Genomic DNA, 18250 nt, shown 5'->3' with positions numbered 1-18250 from the left:
AAGTAATGAGGTGATTATGACAAAGATTTATTTTTCGGCTTTGAATGGTGATATTTTGATAATTAATGATGATTTTTTAAAAACCGAGCTGATTGAGCCCGAAACAATTAACCTTATAGTGACATCACCGCCTTATAATGTTGATGTAAGGTACAATTCTTTTAAGGATGACATACCGTATGATGAATATCTTGAATTTACTGCAAACTGGTTGGAGAAGGCGTATATTTTAAGTAAACACGGTGGTAGATTATGTTTGAACATTCCATTGGACAAGAATAAAGGAGGACAACAAAGCGTTTATGCTGATATTATAACGATAGCTAAAAAAGTAGGTTGGAAATATAGTTCAACAATAATTTGGAACGAGGGCAATATTTCTCGTAGAACTGCTTGGGGTTCATGGTTAAGTGCGAGTGCTCCATATGTTATAGCTCCTGTTGAAGTTATAGCGGTTCTCTATAAGAAGGAATGGCACAGGGGCAAAAGTGGGAAATCAGACATAAGCAAAAAAGAATTTATGGAATGGACAAGCGGTATTTGGAATTTCCCAGGAGAGAGCAAAAAAAGAGTTGGTCACCCAGCTCCTTTTCCGTTGGAGCTTCCTAAAAGATGTATAAAGTTATTTTCATTTGTTGGTGATGTTATACTTGACCCTTTTCTTGGAAGTGGGACAACCCTTGTAGCGTGTGCAAAGCTTGGAAGGAAAGGGATAGGCGTTGAAATAGATAAAAATTATTGTGAGATAGCCAAGCAAAGATTAATAAGTGAAGCAAAAGTCAATCAGCCAACCTTTGATATAATTAAATGATAGAATCATTATGAGCAGGGGAAGAGTCACAATTTCTGATTTAATTATGGAATACTTTTTTAAACATCCTAAAGAAGATTTGCCTCACGGTCCTGTTGTTGATTATGTTGAGGAAAAATATAAGGAACTATATAAAAAGAAACCGAGAGACACTTGGAGGCAGATACGCAAATTATATCAGCAAGGATTATTAATAAAAGTTAAAAAGGGTGTTTACAGGTATGATCCTGATCTTGCACAATATAGAGAATTACACGAATTTCCATCGGATGTAAAAGAACAGATTTTTAAAAGAGATAATTACAGATGTGTTGTTTGTGGTAGGGGTAGAGAAGATGGGGTTGAAATTCACGCTGATCATAAAGTTCCTATTCAGAATGGAGGCACAAATACTGTGGATAACGGTCAAACGCTCTGTTCAGAGCACAATTATCTTAAAAAAACATATTCTCAAACGGAGTTTGGTAAAAGATTTATAATTCGGCTTTATGAAGAAGCGAAAGTTAAGGGCGATAAGCGTATGGAAAAATTTTGCAAAGAAATACTTGATGTTTATGACAAATATAAAATTAACCATCATATAAAAAGACCAGATAAATAAAGGAGAAACAGGCATGTTTGATAAGGGGATTGTGAGATGGTTTCTTGAAGAGAAACTTGAAGAATATGAAATTGAAATCCCCAAAGACATTGATTTTGACGATTTAGTAGAAGCTTTTTATCAGTATCTCTGGGATGACTATTACGAGTGGTTAAAAGATAACTTCAAATGTTTCTTTAGCGTTGATCATGACTGGGATTGGATAAGGGATAGAATAAAAAGAGTGAAGGAAAAGCAAAACATCCGTAGTGATCGCAAAAGGACGCATAAAAGAAGAAAGCGGTAAAGTCAAGACGATAGATAAGTTACTTGATGCTTTAAAAGATTTACTGGTTTGATTTTTTCACCTTTTAAAATTTCCCACTATCAGTTCTGCGTCAAATGTTAGGGGTTCTATTTGCACGGTGATATGTTCAATGTTTGAGTTTTCCTTTATCGTGTTTTCAATCTCGTTTATCAATCTTCTTAATTTTTGTCTGTCAATTTCGCCTTTAACCCCGACATGAACGGTCAATAGGTTTTTCCCACTCGCAAGTGTCCATATATGTAAGTCGTGAACCGATATTATATCCGGGATTTCAAGTAGTAGTTTTTTTATTGTTTCAGCGTTGACATCAGAGGGAACTCCTTCCATAAGTATGTTAACGGATTCTTTGAGTAATCTTATTGAATTGTATGCTATTATCCCGCTTATCAATAAACTTGCAATTATATCGGCGTAAAACCATTTCGTCGTAAGGATTACAACGCCTGCTGTGGTTGCGCCGATTGAGCCAAGTGCATCTGATAAAGCATGCAGGTATGCCGAGCGCATATTTAAGTTCTTTTTTCTGTCGCTAAATAGGATCATCCCAGCAATGATATTAACAATAAGTCCCATTAAGGCGACCGTTAACATTTCAAGACCTTTAACTATGGGTGGGTTTTTTATGCGTTCAACCGCCTCAATCAAGATATATCCTGAGATTAGTATTAAAAGGATGCCATTTATAAAGGCTGCGATTATTTCGGCTCTATAAAATCCGTATGTTTTTTTGTCCGTTGCTTTGTTTTCAGCGATTTTGAAGCCGAGTATGCTGACCGAGATGGCAAAAATATCCGTGAGCATATGTCCGGCGTCGGAGATAAGAGCCAAGCTATTTGTCAAAAAGCCCGCAACAAGTTCAACAATGAAAAAGGTGACTAATAGTGTAAGGACGAGTTTTAACTTGTTTTTGAATTTTTCACGCATTTCGTTTTATTTTTTATTTCGTATACTGGTTGGATTTTCACTTGCAAATCTTTTATTCAATTTGTAAATTTTTAAAAAATAATTCAACTTCCGCGCCAGCTATGATAAGGGATGATTTCAAGCCAGTTGTTATGAGTTTTGAGGAGTTGAGCAAGCATTTTGAGAATTTTACGCAGGAGCTTTCAAATAAAAGGGAAGACACGAAAGGGACATATACGAGGGCGCTTAGGGAATTTTTGAGGTGGTTTTCAATTGATAAGAAATTTCGTTTTCTCGTTGAAGATGTTCAAAGATATCGCGATTATTTGACGCACACGAAGAAGCTTTCCCCCGTTTCTGTATCAACTTATTTGACGGCGTTGCGCAGGTTCTGTGAGTATTTAAAAGCGGTTGGAGTGATTGAGAAAAATCCAGCGAAGAGAATCCCCGGGAACAAGCGCCCGAGCAGTCACAGCAGGGAATTTTTAACTTGGGAAGAGATTGATATGCTTTTATCAAGCGTTGAGAGAAAGGATGAAGCTGGATACAGGGACTATGCCATGATGAAGATGATGCTTGGCTGTGGGATGAGCGAACTTGAATTGTCAAATGCAGATGTCGGCGATTTGAAAGTCGTCAACAATCAGTATATAATTTATGTCCAAGGCAAAGGAAAGGATGTTAAAGATGAAGTTGTTCCCGTCCCGGATGATGTTGTAAAGGCACTTCATGATTATTTTGCGGTAAGGAGTAAGCGTCAGGCGGTTGAACCATCACAGCCGATGTTTGTAAGTTTGGGTCCGAAGAATATGGGTGAGCGTTTGACGAACAAGGGGATAAGGATAATTATAAGCGAGTATTTGGAGAAGTCTGGGGTTAAAAAAGGGAGGAAGAGACGTTTGACGCCTTATTCTTTGAAACATACAGCGGCTATGATAATGGTTGAAAACGGTGCTACACCAGAGGAGTTGAAGAAGAGGTTGCGTCTTGGGAGCATAGAGACGGCGATGATTTACTTTAGGCAAAAGGGAAAGCTCGGGAAGCCACCGCAGAAACAGGGTGCAATTCAATTGCCTTTGCTTTAAAAATAAATTTCTTGACATTGAGATGCAGGTTAGATATCCATTTAAAGAAATTGAGGAAAAATGGAGAAATTATTGGGAGGAGAAAAAAATTTACAAGGTTGATTTACATAATCCGAAGCGTAAACTTTATTGTCTTGTTATGTTTCTTTATCCATCCGCGGACAAACTTCACATCGGTCATTGGTATAATTATGGTCCGACTGATACTTGGGCTCGTTTGAAACGAATGCAAGGTTGGGATGTTTTTGAGCCAATCGGTTATGACGCTTTTGGGTTGCCAGCGGAAAATTATGCGATAAAAACGGGCATTCACCCGCAGGACAGCACACAGCAAAATATAAATGTAATTCGTCAACAATTGAAGCAAATCGGGGCAATGTATGACTGGGATTATGAGATAGATACATCAAAACCAGAGTATTACAAATGGACGCAATGGGTTTTCCTTCAACTTTACAAGATGGGACTTGCTTATAAGGCTCCAGGACCTGTAAATTGGTGTCCAAGTTGCAATACTGTTCTTGCTAATGAACAAGTTATTGACGGGGCTTGTGAAAGGTGTGGAACACCTGTCGTTAGGAGATTTTTGACGCAATGGTTTTTTAGAATAACGAAGTATGCGGAGGAACTTCTAAATGACCTTGATAAGCTTGATTGGCCAGAGAAGACAAAGACTATGCAAAGGAATTGGATTGGGAAAAGCGTTGGAGCTGAAATTGATTTTGAGGTTGCTGACACTGGTGATAAATTTACGGTTTTCACAACAAGACCGGATACGATTTATGGTGCAACTTATGTTGTTCTTGCCCCTGAACATCCGCTTGTTGAAAAGGTCACGAAGCCAGAGTATAGAGAACAAGTTCAAGCTTATCTTGATTTTGTCGCCCATGAGACGGAAATAGAGCGAACTTCAACGGAAAAAGAAAAAACGGGTGTTTTCACCGGTTCATATGCGATAAATCCTGCGACAAAGGAGAAGGTACCTATTTGGATTGCTGATTATGTTCTTATTCATTATGGGACGGGGGCAGTTATGGGTGTTCCAGCTCATGACGAGAGGGACTTTGAATTTGCAAAAAAGTTCGGGCTACCGATAAGGAAAGTTATCCTTCAACCAGGGACGAGACCAGAAGATGAGCTTGAGTCAGCGTATGTTGAACCAGGGATTATGATAAACTCTGGGAAATATAACGGGATGAGTTCCGAAGAGGCGTGGGATAAAATTGTTGATGACCTTGCAAGTGAGGGAGTTGCCAGAAGGTCTGTTAAGTATCGTTTGCGTGATTGGTTGATTTCAAGGCAAAGGTATTGGGGTGCACCGATACCGATTGTTTATTGTGAAAAATGCGGGGAAGTCCCTGTCCCGGAGGAACAACTTCCTGTTCTTTTACCATACAATGTTGACTTTAAGCCGACGGGTGAATCGCCACTTGCAAGATGTGAGGAATTCATAAACACAACCTGCCCAAAGTGCGGAGCCCCGGCAAAGAGAGACCCGGACACGATGGATACATTTGTTGATTCATCGTGGTATTATCTGCGTTATCTTTCGCCTCACCTTGACACTGCTCCTTTTGATAAAGAACTTGTCAAGATATGGTGTCCTGTTGATAAATATGTTGGTGGAGCTGAACACGCAACTATGCACTTGCTTTACGCAAGATTTATTACGAAGGCATTAAGAGATGCAGGTCATTTAGAATTTGATGAGCCGTTTATAAGCTTATACCATCAAGGAACTATTACAAACAAGGGCGCAAAGATGTCAAAAAGCAAAGGGAATGTTGTGAACCCGGATGATTTCGTCGGTAGGTATGGTTCGGATGTTTTTAGGTTGTATCTTATGTTTATGGGAAGATATGATGAGGGTGGTGATTGGAGCGATGAGGGAATAAATGGGATGTGGCGTTTCGTTAACAGAGTTTATAATTTTATTCTTGAAAATAAGGAGGTTTTAAGAAGTTTTAAGCCGAAGGATAGATATGCTATTGACGGTCTCGGCGATTATGCGAAGGCGATTTACAGGAAAACGCATAAGACGATAAGGAAGGTCACCACTGACATTGACACCTTTAACTTCAACACCGCGATAGCTTCTTTGATGGAACTTTTCAACTTGCTCTCCGAATTTAATGAGAATCTCTATGATGACTTAACGAAAGAAGTTTTTGTTCACTGTGTGAAGAGATTTATCATAATGCTTGGACCTCTTGCGCCTCATCTTGCTGAGGAGCTTTGGGAAATTTCAGGTGAGGGTGAAAGTTTGTTTGTTGGAAGTAAATGGGTTGAGCCAGATGAAAAAGCTCTTGTAGATGAGGAGGTTACGATAGTCGCCCAAGTGAATGGAAAGGTTAGGGCAAGGATAAAAGTCCCGATAGACCTTGACGATGAGACGCTGAAAAACATAGTTTTAAGCGACGCAAGCGTTCAAAAATATGTCAGTGGCAAGAAAATATCAAAAATTGTCGTGGTTAAGAATAAACTCGTCAGCATCGCTTGTGAAGATAATTAATCTCTTCATCTTTTTGGTCTCAATTTCAATTGTCTTAGGTTGTAAAGGTAAAGTTCAAAGGGTTCCGATCGTTGCTCAGAGTTCATCGGATTCTTACATTTATTTTTTATCGCAAAGGGATTCAATTCAATCTATTTATAGGTTGAATTTGGTGGATCATAAAATTGAAAAAGTTCTTCCTGATTCATTTGGTGCGGTTTATGAGTTGAAATTTTCCCCATCAGGTGATGTTGCGATTTTTAAAACAGCTGAATTTGAAGGAACGGTTGGCGCTGGATTTCACTTGATAAAGAAACCGAAGATATATCTTTTTGATGTCGGCACCGGGGAAGTCGCTATGTTGAAAGCATTTGATGACTCATGGAGCGTTGAAATTAGATGGCTGAATATTGACACTGTTGAAGTTTACAGAATAAGCGGTGGGTATCAGACGGGTGAGAATTTTAAGCTTGAAATTTATGGTTTTGCTCAGGATGGCGAATTGCTTTATACAAAAAGTAAGGAATATGACTGGAGGAAAGGGGAGTTTCCGGAGGATTTCCCCGATGTTAAACTTTCTTCTTCAGATGGAAGATATAGCGTTGAGATAAAGGAGGACTCAATAATTGGTGTTAGAAAAATTTATCTTGTTGGAGAGGGTAATAGATTTGAAATTTTTGAGACGAGATGGAAGATATCCCAACTTGAGTGGAGCTCTGATGGAGTTTATCTCGTCTTCAGTATCGTCAATATAACTCCTGAGGCGGTTGAAGAGCCAAATGTTAAGACGGGTGAGATTTATTATTTTGATACCTCAAGGCGAAATTTATATAAAATAAGCTCGGGCAGTGGGCTTTTTAATTTCAGATTTATAAATGGCACACAAATTATTTTTGATAAGGGGTTTGAAAACAAATCTGAGATTTATCTTTACGACCTTTATCAGCAAAGTATGAAAAGGTTGACCGATGACGATTATCCTGATGGTGTGTCCTCAATACCTAAAATTATTGGTTTCAGTGCTTGATGAGCGCGAAAAGGAAAACATTGTCTGTTGCGATAATAGCTGGAAATGAGGAGAAAAGGATCGGTGATTGTCTTGAGAGTGTTAAATGGGCAGATGAGATAATAGTTGTTGATTCAGAGAGCACCGATAGGACCGTAGAGATAGCGAAAAAATATACCGATAAGGTTTTCATAAGGAAATGGGAGGGTTATGCACCTCAAAAACAGTTTGCGATAGAGCAAGCTAGCTGCGATTGGATTTTGAGTTTAGACGCAGATGAAAGGGTTTCACCGGAATTGAAAGACGAGATTTTAAAAGTGCTTGAGAGCGAGACAGAAATTGACGGCTTTTATATACCGAGGAGAAATTTTTTTCTTGGGAAATGGATAAAATCGTGCGGTTGGTATCCGAATTATCAGTTGCGTCTTTTTAAAAAAGGAAAAGCAAGGGTTACGCAAAGAAAAGTCCATGAGGGCTTCGTTGTAGATGGCAAAGTTGGGTATCTGAAAGGTGATATAATTCATTTTACGCATATGAATTTAAAGGAAACATTTGCGAAAATAAATGAGTATTCAAGTTTAAGCGCAGAGGAAAAGTCAAAGAGAAAAAAGGTAACGGGAATTGATTTAATTTTGCATCCACTTGCTGCTTTTTTGAGCCATTATGTTTTAAAAGCTGGTTTCAGGGATGGCGTTTATGGTTTGATGGTGTCTTTAAACCATGCGATGACGAATTTACAAACATATATGAAGATCTGGGAGATCCAAAATGTTAGGTCTAAAGACGAGAAAGGAAAGTAGTTACTGGACATTTTTGAGGATTTTGAAGTATGTGCGACCTTATTTGAAACAGCTTGCGCTTTCGGTTTTCTTCACGATTTTATTTTCAATTTTCAGTGGTGTTTCAATTTATCTTGCCATACCATTACTTGAAACGCTTTTCTCCCAAGATTATATTTCAGCTTTGAGTAAGCTTGGGAGTTCATCTGGTTTTCTTTCGGATTTAAAAAACACATTTTTTAGTTTTTTGTTCAAATATGTTTTTTCTGGGACGCATTCAGAGGCGCTGATAAAGATTTGCCTTGTCATAATAATCGCATTCTTTTTGAAGAATATATCCGGTTATCTTCAAGCGTATTTTATGGCTTATGTTGAACAGGGTTTGGTTAAAGATATACGAAATGAAGTTTATAGACATTTGCACACATTATCGCTTGGATATTTCACATCTGAAAGGACGGGAAGTTTGATTTCAAGGATAACGAATGATGTGAATATAATAAACACTGGGATTTCGGCTACATTTTTAAATCTTATTCGTGAGCCACTTTTGATAGTTGTGTTTTTGATGATAGCTATTTCAATAAATTGGCGTTTGACATTGATATCTTTGCTTGTTTTGCCTTTTGCGCTTTACTTTATAAGTAAGCTTGGGTTACGACTTCACAAGGAAAGTCGTATCTCGCAGGAAAGGATGGCTGATATAACTTCTGTTCTTCAGGAAACTATCAGCGGGGTTAAAGTTGTAAAGGCGTTTGGGATGGAGGAATTTGAGAATAAAAAGTTCCAAGCGCAAACTTGGCGTTATTTCAAATCACTTCTTAAAATCACAAGGATAAGGAACCTTGCAAGCCCTATAACTGAATTTTTAAGCGTGGTTGCAGGCGTTGTGATAATATGGTATGGGGGGATGCAGGTGCTTGAACTTGAAACCATGAGGGCAAGTGAATTTTTAACATTCCTCATAGCAATTTTTCAAATAATGCCACCCGTTAAGGAACTGACGAGTGTAAACAATAGAATTCAAGAATCAACCTCCGCTGCTAAGCGTGTCTTTGAAATACTTGACATTGAGCCAGATATAAAAGAGGCGCCAAATGCGATTGAATTGAAGGAGTTTAAAGATGAGATTGTTTTTGAAAATGTTTGGTTTTCCTACAATGGATCAAGGAATGGTGATTTTATCTTGAAAGGGATAAATTTGAAAGTTAAAAAAGGTGAAATACTTGCGATAGTTGGTCCAAGCGGTGCCGGGAAGTCAACCCTTGTTGACTTGATACCAAGGTTTTACGACCCAACTGAGGGAAGGATTTTAATTGATGGGATTGACCTTCGCATGATAAAGATAAAATCGCTTCGTGATAAAATTGGAATTGTCACACAGGAGACGATTTTATTCAATGACACCATCAGAAATAACATCGCTTATGGTCTTGAGGATTGTCCAATTGAGAGGATAATTGAAGCAGCAAGGGCAGCAAACGCTCATGACTTTATAATGCAACTTCCTGATGGTTATGATACTGTTATAGGGGAGCGTGGGATGAAATTGTCAGGGGGTCAAAGGCAAAGGATTTCAATTGCGCGGGCACTTCTTAAAAACCCGCCGATTTTGATACTTGATGAAGCCACGAGTAATCTTGACGCTGAATCTGAAATACTCGTCCAGGAGGCGATTGAAAGATTGATGCAAAATAGAACCGTTTTTGTGATTGCCCATCGCCTTTCAACGATCAGGAACGCAGATAGGATAATTGTCGTTGACAACGGAAGAATAGTTCAAGAGGGCAAACATGAAGAGCTTATACATCAAGACGGGCTTTACAAGAAGCTCTATGAGATGCAGTTTAACATTTAAAATAAATTATGGCTGAATTTGAAAATTGGTAAAGCGGTAAATTACGATTTGTTAATTTATATCTTTCTTGTTCTTCAAGTTGCCAGTGTCTTTTTTTCAATTGCTGTTTCTTCAATTTCGTTTGCACTCGCTGGTTTGTTCTTCATTTTAAAAATCGCATCAAATCCCCACGAGCTTAAAAGTTTAAAGACGACGCTTGATGTGTTCTTCATCGCCTTTGTTTTGGTTGAGCTTTTGAGTGCGGTTTTTTCCGATTATAAGACCGAGGCATTTATACACGCAAGGAGGGTTTTGCTCATTGCGGTTTTTTATATGAGTTTATCCGCTTTCAAAGATGTTAAAAGGGTTCAAAACACTTTAATTTTGATCGGGTTTATTTCTGCGCTTGTCTCGGTTATTGAGATAATCGTTTATTATCTCAGACCGGATGTGATTTGGCTTGGTATTTTTCAAATTTCAATGACATCGGGCGAGTTGAAAATGTTGACTCTGCTTCTTCTCTTTCCTCTCTATCTTGATAGGGAGATAAGTTTTAAAAACCGTGCTCTTGTTCTTTTGCTTATAGCACCTGTGTATTTAACTTTTCTTTTGACATTTGTCCGAAGTGCCTGGTTAGGTTTTTTAGTTGGATTGTTTATCATAGTTGCATTAAGATATAGATACTTTTTACCTGGTTGGATTTTCCTAGCGCTTGTTTTTTACCTCTATTTCCCCCTGAAATATAAATATGCCCATATTTCAGAGGTTACAAGGTCCGAGACAACGGTTGCAAGATATATGATGTGGAAGACGGGATTGAGGATGTTTGCTCATAGACCGTTGCTCGGTTACGGCGATATTGACCTTTATAAAATTTACATAAGGTTTAGACCGAACCCGGCACCAGATGAAAGGCATGGACATTTGCACAATAATTTTGTAATGTGGCTTGTGCTTTTCGGGATTATCGGATTTGTCGTCGTAGTTGGACTTTTCATTAAAATTCTTTTTGACTTGGTCATTTTATATAAAAAGTTTGCACATGTTCCTTTTTTTAGAGATGTTGTTTTAGCTGGGATTGGTTCTTTTTTCGCATTTCATGTGAGTGGTATGTTTGAATGGAGTTTTGGGGACGCAGAGATTATGACATTTTTTTGGTTTATAATTGGGCTTGCGTATTCCGTAAATAAATCGTGCGCTGAGGTTGATGGGACGCCAGCTTAATCTTTTATATGTCACATCCTCGCCAAGCTGGGGAGGACTTGAGATGAATGTCATACGCCTTGGCGAAGAGATGAAAAGAAGAGGGCATAATGTTTTACTCGCTTGTAGTTTTGATGGAAGAGTATATCGTGAAGCACAAAACAGGTTCACTCTATTTAACATCACTAGTGGGTATATTCAATCTTTCTTTAAGTTGCGATCAATCTTGAGAAGTTTTAAAATTGATTTAATTCATGTTTTCAGGTCGCGTGATTTGAACAAGGTAGCATTTGCGGTTTTATCTATGATGAAGAGACCCAAGATTTTGTTTGACCCGCAAATCGGAATTGGAGTGCGAAAAAAAGATCCGTTCCATGGGGTTGTTTACGATATGGTTGATTCTGTTATAGCTGTTTCAAAAGATGTTGCAGACGGATTTGAACGAAATCTCCCGATCAATCGTGAAAAGATAAGGATAGTGTATCCGGGTATTGATGTTGATAGATTCAAATTCAGTGATATCGCAAGGGAGAAGATAAGACGAGAGTTAGGGCTTTGTGATGACATTGTGATTGGCATTGTCTCGCGCATAAGTCCGGGGAAAGGGCATGAGGAGTTGTTCAAAGCTTTTAAAATTTTGGCTGAGGGATTTGATAATTTGAAATTGCTTGTCATTGGTGGGGCAACCGTTGGGGAGGAGGGATATTTCAAAGAGGTGCGAAAGTTAGCAGATGAGCTTGGGATTTCGGATAAAGTAATATGGGCTGGATTTAGAAAAGATGTGCATGAAATTTTAAGCGCAATTGATATATTTGTTGCACCATCGCATGCTGAAGCGTTTGGGCTTTCGCTCGTTGAGGCGATGTCAGTGGGTTTGCCAATTATTGCATCAAAAAATGCTGGCTTTATTGATATAATTCAGGATGGTGTAAATGGCGTTTTCTTTGAAAAGGGAAATTATTTTGACCTTGCTGATAAAATTAAAATGTTATTGAATGAACCTTCTCTTTCAAAATCTATCGGCGAAAATGCATCAAAAACAGCTCGTGAGAAGTTCAACATAAAAAGATATTTTGATGAGATTGAGGCGATTTATTTTCAACTCTTAACTCAAAAACAAACTGGGGACTGATATGTTCAATGTAGCAAGTCCAGAAGATATAAAGAACGGCAGGGTTACAGATGTATATTTTGAGCGGGCGATTAAAGTTTTGAAGGAGAAGGGTATAAATAAATATGTGAAGGCGGAATTTGTTGTTAAAAAATTCCCCGGGAATTATCAGTGGGGTGTTTTTGCTGGACTTGATGAAGTTATAAGGTTACTTGAAGGTTTGCCGATCACTTTAAAAGCGATGCCTGAGGGAACGATTTTCAGAGCGAATGAACCAGTAATGACGATTGAGGGTATGTATCTTGATTTTGCTGTTTACGAGACGGCGATACTCGGTTTGATATGTCAGGCATCTGGGATTGCGACAAAGTCAGCAAGATGTAAACTTGCAGCTGGGGATAAACTTGTCGTCCACTTCGGCGCAAGGCGAATGCATCCAGCGATAACTCCTATGATTGATAGAAGCTCGTATATCGGTGGGTGTGATGGTGTGGCAACACCAGTTGGAGCAAAACTTCTTGGAATTTTACCAAGTGGAACAATGCCACATGCGATGATCCTCCTGTTCGGTGATACGCTTGAGGCAGTGAAAGCGTTTGACGAGGTCATTGATCCTAAAATTCCGAGGATTGCTTTAATTGATACATTTACTGATGAAAAGTTTGAAGCGATACGGGTTGCTGAAGCTCTTGGTGAAAAACTTTACGGTGTCCGACTTGATACACCGAGCTCAAGGCGTGGCAACTTTCTCGCAATTTTAAAAGAGGTCAGATGGGAACTTGATATAAGGGGATTTAAAAATGTAAAAATTTTCGTCAGCGGTGGCGTTGATGAGGAAATGATAAAGCAGTTAAATGAAGTTGTTGATGCTTACGGTGTTGGAACTACCATCAGCAGTGCCCCCGTCCTTGATTTCGCAATGGATATAGTTGAAATTGAAGGAAAACCGATAGCGAAAAGGGGAAAATTATCCGGTGAAAAACAGGTTTATGTCAATAATGAAACTGGTGATAGGTTAGTCGTTCCGGCAAATGAAAAATTTAACAAAGAGGGTTTCGTCCCCTTACTTGAAACAGTGATTGAAAACGGGAAGGTCTTAAAGCAAATACCTGAACCTTCGGAGATAAGGAAATATGTTTTGGAGCAGTTAAAAAAATTAACACTTTAAAGTAATGAAACAAAAAATTTTTCTTGTCCTATTAATTCCGTTCCTGTTGTTCTCTCAAAATTTGATGGATGAGAAAATAAGCATTGCGGAATCCCTCATCGCAAGCGGTCAAATTGAGAAGGCGATAGAAATTTATCTTGAAATTTTTAAATCATCCCCGAACGACCAAAAAATAGCAAAGCGACTTTCCGAGCTTTACCTTTGGACGGAGAATGTGCAAGGTGCCATCAATGTCTATGAGATGCTTTTGAAAAATGGAGTTTCAAATTATGATGTGCTGTCAAACCTTGCCAGATGGTATCTTTGGAATGGAAGACAAAACGAAGCGATATCAATTTATGAAAAACTCGTTGAGATGTTTCCCGATAGCGCCAATTTTTATAAAATGCTTGCTAAACTCTATGTCTGGAACAATCAACCACGTAAAGCGATACCAATTTATGAAAAGATAATTCAACTTGACCCGCTTGACTATGAGACCATGATTGAATTCGCTCAGCAGTTGGTTTGGAATGACCAACAACTGAAAGCAATCCCGATTTATAAAAAGCTCGTCAAAATCTTCCCCGATAGTTTAAGCTTTCATTGGATGTTGTGTCAATTGCTTGTGTGGAACAACAAAACGGACGAAGCAAAGTTTGAGGTTGAAAAATTTTTGAAAAAATTCCCTTTGCATAAAAACGCTCTTGAGCTTGCAGTGCAATTGTTTTATTACTCAGGTCAATGGGATAAAGCACAAGAATACGCAAAAGAACTCTTAAAAATTGAACCTGAAAATCAAGTTGCGATTAAAATAATCAATGAAATAGAGTTACAGTATTCGGATTATCTTACAGGTGAATTCAAAAGATTAAGCGACACAAACAAATTGACTAAGGTTATTTATCCGTTTGAGTTTAAACTATTTTTAAGCAGGTTCTGGGAGTTTGCTCTTAATTTTGAGCGAGTTGAGTTGAAAGACGATAGGGTTGCCGGGCGTGGAATAGGATATGGTGGCGTTTTAAATTTTAAGTATAATTTTTCGCGCGGGAATTCATTTGAGCTCGGCGGTGGTGTTTTTAGATATGATGGAGGCATCTTCCCAGTGTGGAGATTCGCTTTGAGTTTAAATCTATTTGACAAAATTTATCCACAGTTTCATTATAAGAGAAGTGAAAACAGAGAAGGCGCAAGGGCAATTGAACAAAAAATCCTGATTGATGATTTCACACTGACGGCTTACTATCAAGTCACACCAGTTTTCGGGATCAGTTTTTTAAGTGAGTACGGAATTTTTTCTGATGGAAACATCAAACGGACATTTGGGAGTTATTTCAATTTGATCTTTTCAAAGAAAAATCCACATGTTGTGTTATCCGGATTTTACGCCTTTGAGGACTTTGATTCAATTTATGTTAATTCAATCCCGTATTGGACTCCAAGCAATCTTTCAACATATTGGGGTGAGGTTGGGATTGAGCAGGGGTTTTGGGAGAGGATTTTGATTGGAGCTTCAGGAGCTGTTGTTGTAGCAAGAAGCCCGAACTATCAGAAATATCCGACATCTTTAAATTATAGGTTTTACAGCAAGGTATGGTTTGGAAATTTTGAGATTTACGGACTTTATGAAAGGTATGGATCAAGCGTCTATAATTATAGGTTTTTCAGGTTTTATGTCAAGCTCAGGTTTTAGAGTTTTTGTTCTTTTTTATCTTTTTTAAAAGGATAAGTCCTATTAATATCACTGTTCCAAAGGGTAGAAGAAGTATCAGCAGAAGTTTCCAGTTTACATTAGTTTTTTTGATCTCCTTTGCCAATTTCATTCCTACTAGAGGATTAAATTTTCTCATTCGGTTTGCTCACTTTCAATTTCAGCTCCCGTCTGTTTAATCGTTTCTTTTATCTTATCTTCATATTCCGACTTTAAAATCCCACCACCTTGGGCGAATATCTCAATCTTTATATCTACCTGTTCAAACTTACTTTTGATGGTATTGTTAATCATTCGCACAATATCAGACAATTTTCCAGTGGGAATTTTCAATTTAATATGAATAAGACGAATTTTGGGAGGACTATCTTTATCATCTTCTTTGTATTCTTCAGTTTTATCATTAATTTTTTGAACTTCACCAGGTATTTTCTCGCATAGTTCTGCTTTGATTATCACTTCATTATCTTTCAAATCAGGTGAACAATCTGCCTTGAAGGACTCACATAAAGGTTTTTCTTTTTCAATTCTTCCAAAACCAAATAGCCCTTTCTTTACACCTTCTTTTATGGCGTCTTTTAGGATTTTTTCATTTGTGATTCTTATTTCTCCTGGTGTCTTGTAAAAAGATTCAAGAATGTTTTTTGTTTCAACATAGTCCTTATCTTTTAGGTATTTATCTTCAATGGACAAGGGATTTAATTTTTCAAAGAGTTCTCCTTCGGTTTTAAGAGTTTCATATATCTCTTCGTCAATAGTTCTGCCTATTCCGTAAGTGGCGATTCCTAAATTAATCTCCTTAAGTCCCTCTTTCGCGGGCAAAAATACACAGCGATAAAGGTTTCTTATTTGTTGTTTTCCCTCTTCATCACTTCTTTTTAATTCTTTCTTCAACCTTTCTTTCTGCTCATCTGTAAGATGAAGTTTCTTATCCTTTTCTATGCTTTGCCACGCAAGCTTTCTTTTTAAAAATTGTTCAAATTTTGTTCGTTCAGATTCTAATGAACACAGGAAGATAATGGTATTGCGATAAATCCTTGGTTTGTCACCGCATTTTTCAAAAAAATCTTTACACTTCTCATATTCTTTCAAAATAATAAGTTTCAAGCTTTTATTGTCAGGAATATCTTTTGAATTTGTTGGGTAAAGATAGACATCAAAATAAGCGTCTTTCTTCTTGATATTTTCAGTTAAAAGCTTTTCTTCCTCGTCGGCAAGCGTTTTCTCATCTATATTTTCCATCTTGTCCAAAAGTATGCGATTAAGATTTGGCTGGTTTGTGAAAAATAACCCCTCATCAGATAAGTAATAAAGATTCTCTTTCAATTTATCTATCGCTTCAACAATTATACTACTTGGTATATTGACTTCGGAACAAGACAATTTTATTTCATTTACATTTGCACCTTTTTCTGGACCACCAGAGAAAGAATACATAAAAATTGTAGTGGCAACCTTAGTTCCAAAAGAATATGAAGAATAGGCAGGACCAAGAGATTTATCAACTTTTTTAGCACCTGAGTTATATGAAGTGATATCTGCTGCGATTACGCTGTCAAACTCCTGACCTATATGTTTTATGAGCTCCCTTCTTATATCATCATTTTCGAGGTCAAAATCGGCTAATCTGATAAATGGTGCTTTAGAACTTTTAAGTGAATGCACAACAAGAGCAAGTATCCTCAAAACTCCTCTTGTCCTTTGAAAGGTTGGGAATGAACCCCATCGCTTGTATAAAACATCAATAACCTCCGGCTGGAAGGGAAAACTCGCTTTGAACTTTTCTCGGTAAACTGATTTCTCTACACCTTCAAGTAGAATCCTCTCTTTTTCTGCATAATCCAAAAATTCATCTATAATTTCACTTGCCTCTCTCTCATTAATTGAATTGAAAAGCCTTCTTCTGATGACCTCCGCTATCTCTTCATCCCGCACTGGCGTAAAAACCTTTTCCATTCTTCCTACAACTTTTTGCAACTGTTTAAAAAGTTTCTCCGCATTCTCATCATAATGTTCAATCAAACTTGAAGGTAGAGTAAGAACTAAAATAGATTTGGGAATAACTGACACAGTTTCTGTTAATTCCTGCATGAAAGCAATCGTTTGAGAAGCAAGATTTGAAGAGCCAACTTTTATTCCCGCTGATTTCGTAGTGTATTGTAAAATTTCGTCCATAAGAATTAGCAAGGGCTGTCTCTTTCTTAGAAGATTTTTAAGTTTTTCTCTCCCCGGTGCGGTTTGTCCTTTAAGTAAATTGACCTCGCCGGTCAGCTGTTTTTCTATCTCTCCCCAAAGTGTTGTATCCTTTGGGTCAAGTGCTGTCCCATCAATGACAACTACATTTACTTTCCATTCTTTCGCCTTATGGTATAGAGCAATTAGAGAGTGAGTTTTCCCACCGCCGAATGGAGTTTGCAATTGAATAACAGGGTCGCCACCTTTCCCATCAAGTCGCTTCTTGACAATATCAAGAAGATTTCTAATTCCCGCAGTAAGAAAAGTTTTTCTGAAAAATACACCTGGATTTTGATATTCCTCTGGTGCTTCCCCCTTGAAAACCTGCCAAAGGTCAGCTGCGAAAACATCCATCGTGAGCTGACCTTCAAGGATATCACTATGAGGTATAGCAATCGTTGAAAATGGCTTCATCGCTCTTCCTCCTTGTGTTCTTCAAGTGTTTTTTTTCTCTGCAAATTCACCTAAAATAATTTTCTCTGAATTTCTTCTTTTTTTATTTCATCTATCAACCTTTCTTTACCGGCGAGAAAACCATCAAGAAGTTTTTTCTCTTTGCTATCAATGGGCAATGTTTCAGATATTGCCTGCGCCACTCTGTAAAATGTGTCCTTAGCGCCAAAACCACTTTCCCTGAGAACTCTTTTCATCTCTTCTTTCCTTCCATCCTTCCACAGTAATAGCACATAATGAAGGGTATCAATTAACTCATTTGACCCTTCAAGGTCTTTAATGTTTCTTTCATGGGGTCCTAAAACTCTTATGAATTCTTTGTCTTTTTTTATAAATCCCTTGTTCCATTCTTTTGCTAAATCTATTCCTGTGCTTTGTGCAAGCTTTCTTGCTTCATCAAATTCAACTTTTGCTTCGCCAAATGTCCATCTCCAAAGTAGATAAAATCTTGTAAGTGAGGAAATCTCACCTGCAATGCCATTGTGTAAAATCTGCCGAACTGCATAATCAGTGACAACTTCCCTGACAAATTCAAGGAGCTTATCTGCTCTTATTATGTTCCCTTCATAA

Annotated in this window: 14 protein-coding genes and 1 pseudogene; 12 read left to right on the top strand and 3 right to left on the bottom strand. The window is 37.9% G+C overall.

Going from position 1 to position 18250, the window contains the following annotated elements; all coding sequences use genetic code 11:
• Window positions 1-16: 16 nt before the first annotated feature.
• The 3 genes from FKZ43_RS10205 to FKZ43_RS10195 are packed head-to-tail and all read left to right on the top strand — an operon-like array spanning window position 17 to window position 1698.
• The gene (locus FKZ43_RS10205; RefSeq protein ID WP_140945793.1) at window positions 17-811 is read left to right on the top strand and encodes a DNA-methyltransferase; all 795 of its coding nucleotides are present in this window, start codon (window positions 17-19) and stop codon (window positions 809-811) included.
• A 46-nt stretch (window positions 812-857) separates the two neighbouring features.
• Entirely contained in the window at window positions 858-1412 is a 555-nt protein-coding gene (locus tag FKZ43_RS10200; RefSeq protein ID WP_235894749.1) for an HNH endonuclease, read from the top strand.
• Window positions 1413-1425: 13 nt separating this feature from the next.
• A complete protein-coding gene (locus FKZ43_RS10195; protein WP_140945791.1) occupies window positions 1426-1698 on the top strand; it encodes a hypothetical protein in 273 nt (90 codons plus the stop codon).
• Window positions 1699-1755: 57 nt separating this feature from the next.
• Here the strand turns inward: FKZ43_RS10195 and FKZ43_RS10190 are convergent, their stop codons facing one another.
• Window positions 1756-2643 (bottom strand): cation diffusion facilitator family transporter, encoded by an 888-nt coding sequence (locus tag FKZ43_RS10190; RefSeq protein ID WP_140945790.1) that lies wholly within the window; start codon window positions 2641-2643, stop codon window positions 1756-1758.
• 101 nt (window positions 2644-2744) lie between these two features.
• On the opposite strand from FKZ43_RS10190, the gene FKZ43_RS10185 reads away from it, so the two are divergent.
• From FKZ43_RS10185 to FKZ43_RS10145, 9 genes are all read left to right on the top strand, one after another.
• Complete coding sequence (locus tag FKZ43_RS10185; RefSeq protein ID WP_140945789.1) at window positions 2745-3707, top strand: tyrosine-type recombinase/integrase; 963 nt, start codon at window positions 2745-2747, stop codon at window positions 3705-3707.
• A gap of 22 nt (window positions 3708-3729) precedes the next feature.
• Entirely contained in the window at window positions 3730-6219 is a 2490-nt protein-coding gene (gene leuS / locus FKZ43_RS10180) for a leucine--tRNA ligase (RefSeq protein ID WP_140945788.1), read from the top strand.
• On the top strand, window positions 6206-7225 hold the full coding sequence (locus FKZ43_RS10175; RefSeq protein WP_181180340.1) for a TolB-like translocation protein: 1020 nt from the start codon (window positions 6206-6208) through the stop codon (window positions 7223-7225). The genes leuS and FKZ43_RS10175 overlap by 14 nt, the downstream gene beginning before the upstream one ends.
• Window positions 7225-8004 carry a glycosyltransferase family 2 protein gene (locus tag FKZ43_RS10170; protein WP_140945786.1) on the top strand — a complete coding sequence of 260 codons (780 nt, stop codon included), beginning with the start codon at window positions 7225-7227 and terminating at the stop codon, window positions 8002-8004. Before FKZ43_RS10175 ends, FKZ43_RS10170 begins: the two co-directional genes overlap by 1 nt.
• Window positions 7973-9841: an ABC transporter ATP-binding protein gene (locus tag FKZ43_RS10165; RefSeq protein ID WP_140945785.1), complete on the top strand. Its 1869-nt coding sequence runs from the start codon at window positions 7973-7975 to the stop codon at window positions 9839-9841. Before FKZ43_RS10170 ends, FKZ43_RS10165 begins: the two co-directional genes overlap by 32 nt.
• An 18-nt stretch (window positions 9842-9859) precedes the next feature.
• Complete coding sequence (locus FKZ43_RS10160; protein WP_140945784.1) at window positions 9860-11044, top strand: O-antigen ligase family protein; 1185 nt, start codon at window positions 9860-9862, stop codon at window positions 11042-11044.
• On the top strand, window positions 11028-12155 hold the full coding sequence (locus FKZ43_RS10155) for a glycosyltransferase family 4 protein (protein ID WP_140945783.1): 1128 nt from the start codon (window positions 11028-11030) through the stop codon (window positions 12153-12155). Before FKZ43_RS10160 ends, FKZ43_RS10155 begins: the two co-directional genes overlap by 17 nt.
• A 1-nt stretch (window position 12156) precedes the next feature.
• On the top strand, window positions 12157-13302 hold the full coding sequence (locus tag FKZ43_RS10150) for a nicotinate phosphoribosyltransferase (RefSeq protein WP_140945782.1): 1146 nt from the start codon (window positions 12157-12159) through the stop codon (window positions 13300-13302).
• Window positions 13303-13366: 64 nt separating this feature from the next.
• Window positions 13367-14974, top strand: coding sequence for a tetratricopeptide repeat protein (locus FKZ43_RS10145; protein WP_219916526.1), 1608 nt, complete (start codon window positions 13367-13369; stop codon window positions 14972-14974).
• 153 nt (window positions 14975-15127) lie between these two features.
• Here the strand turns inward: FKZ43_RS10145 and FKZ43_RS10140 are convergent, their stop codons facing one another.
• On the bottom strand, window positions 15128-17641 hold the full coding sequence (locus tag FKZ43_RS10140) for an ATP-binding protein (protein WP_140945780.1): 2514 nt from the start codon (window positions 17639-17641) through the stop codon (window positions 15128-15130).
• Window positions 17642-17691: 50 nt separating this feature from the next.
• Window positions 17692-18250 (bottom strand): annotated as a pseudogene (locus FKZ43_RS10135) (DUF1156 domain-containing protein); the annotation flags it as partial.

Origin of the sequence: Candidatus Thermokryptus mobilis, from assembly GCF_900070205.1 — a bacterium.
GTDB classification, from domain to species: domain Bacteria; phylum Bacteroidota; class Ignavibacteria; order Kryptoniales; family Kryptoniaceae; genus Kryptonium; species Kryptonium mobile.
The sequence above is the reverse complement of the archived record's forward strand: the minus strand, read 5'-3'. Positions and strand labels throughout refer to the sequence as shown.

Excerpts from the sequence above, each read along its gene's own strand:
- FKZ43_RS10145 (WP_219916526.1), top strand. The coding sequence starts at position 13,367 with ATGGATGAGAAAATAAGCATTGCGGAATCCCTCATCGCAAGCGGTCAA.
- FKZ43_RS10195 (WP_140945791.1), top strand. The coding sequence starts at position 1,426 with ATGTTTGATAAGGGGATTGTGAGATGGTTTCTTGAAGAGAAACTTGAA.
- FKZ43_RS10190 (WP_140945790.1), bottom strand. The coding sequence starts at position 2,643 with ATGCGTGAAAAATTCAAAAACAAGTTAAAACTCGTCCTTACACTATTA.
- FKZ43_RS10205 (WP_140945793.1), top strand. The coding sequence starts at position 17 with ATGACAAAGATTTATTTTTCGGCTTTGAATGGTGATATTTTGATAATT.
- FKZ43_RS10185 (WP_140945789.1), top strand. The coding sequence starts at position 2,745 with ATGATAAGGGATGATTTCAAGCCAGTTGTTATGAGTTTTGAGGAGTTG.
- FKZ43_RS10140 (WP_140945780.1), bottom strand. The coding sequence starts at position 17,641 with ATGAAGCCATTTTCAACGATTGCTATACCTCATAGTGATATCCTTGAA.
- FKZ43_RS10200 (WP_235894749.1), top strand. The coding sequence starts at position 858 with ATGGAATACTTTTTTAAACATCCTAAAGAAGATTTGCCTCACGGTCCT.
- FKZ43_RS10165 (WP_140945785.1), top strand. The coding sequence starts at position 7,973 with ATGTTAGGTCTAAAGACGAGAAAGGAAAGTAGTTACTGGACATTTTTG.
- FKZ43_RS10170 (WP_140945786.1), top strand. The coding sequence starts at position 7,225 with ATGAGCGCGAAAAGGAAAACATTGTCTGTTGCGATAATAGCTGGAAAT.
- leuS (WP_140945788.1), top strand. The coding sequence starts at position 3,730 with ATGCAGGTTAGATATCCATTTAAAGAAATTGAGGAAAAATGGAGAAAT.
- FKZ43_RS10155 (WP_140945783.1), top strand. The coding sequence starts at position 11,028 with ATGGGACGCCAGCTTAATCTTTTATATGTCACATCCTCGCCAAGCTGG.
- FKZ43_RS10150 (WP_140945782.1), top strand. The coding sequence starts at position 12,157 with ATGTTCAATGTAGCAAGTCCAGAAGATATAAAGAACGGCAGGGTTACA.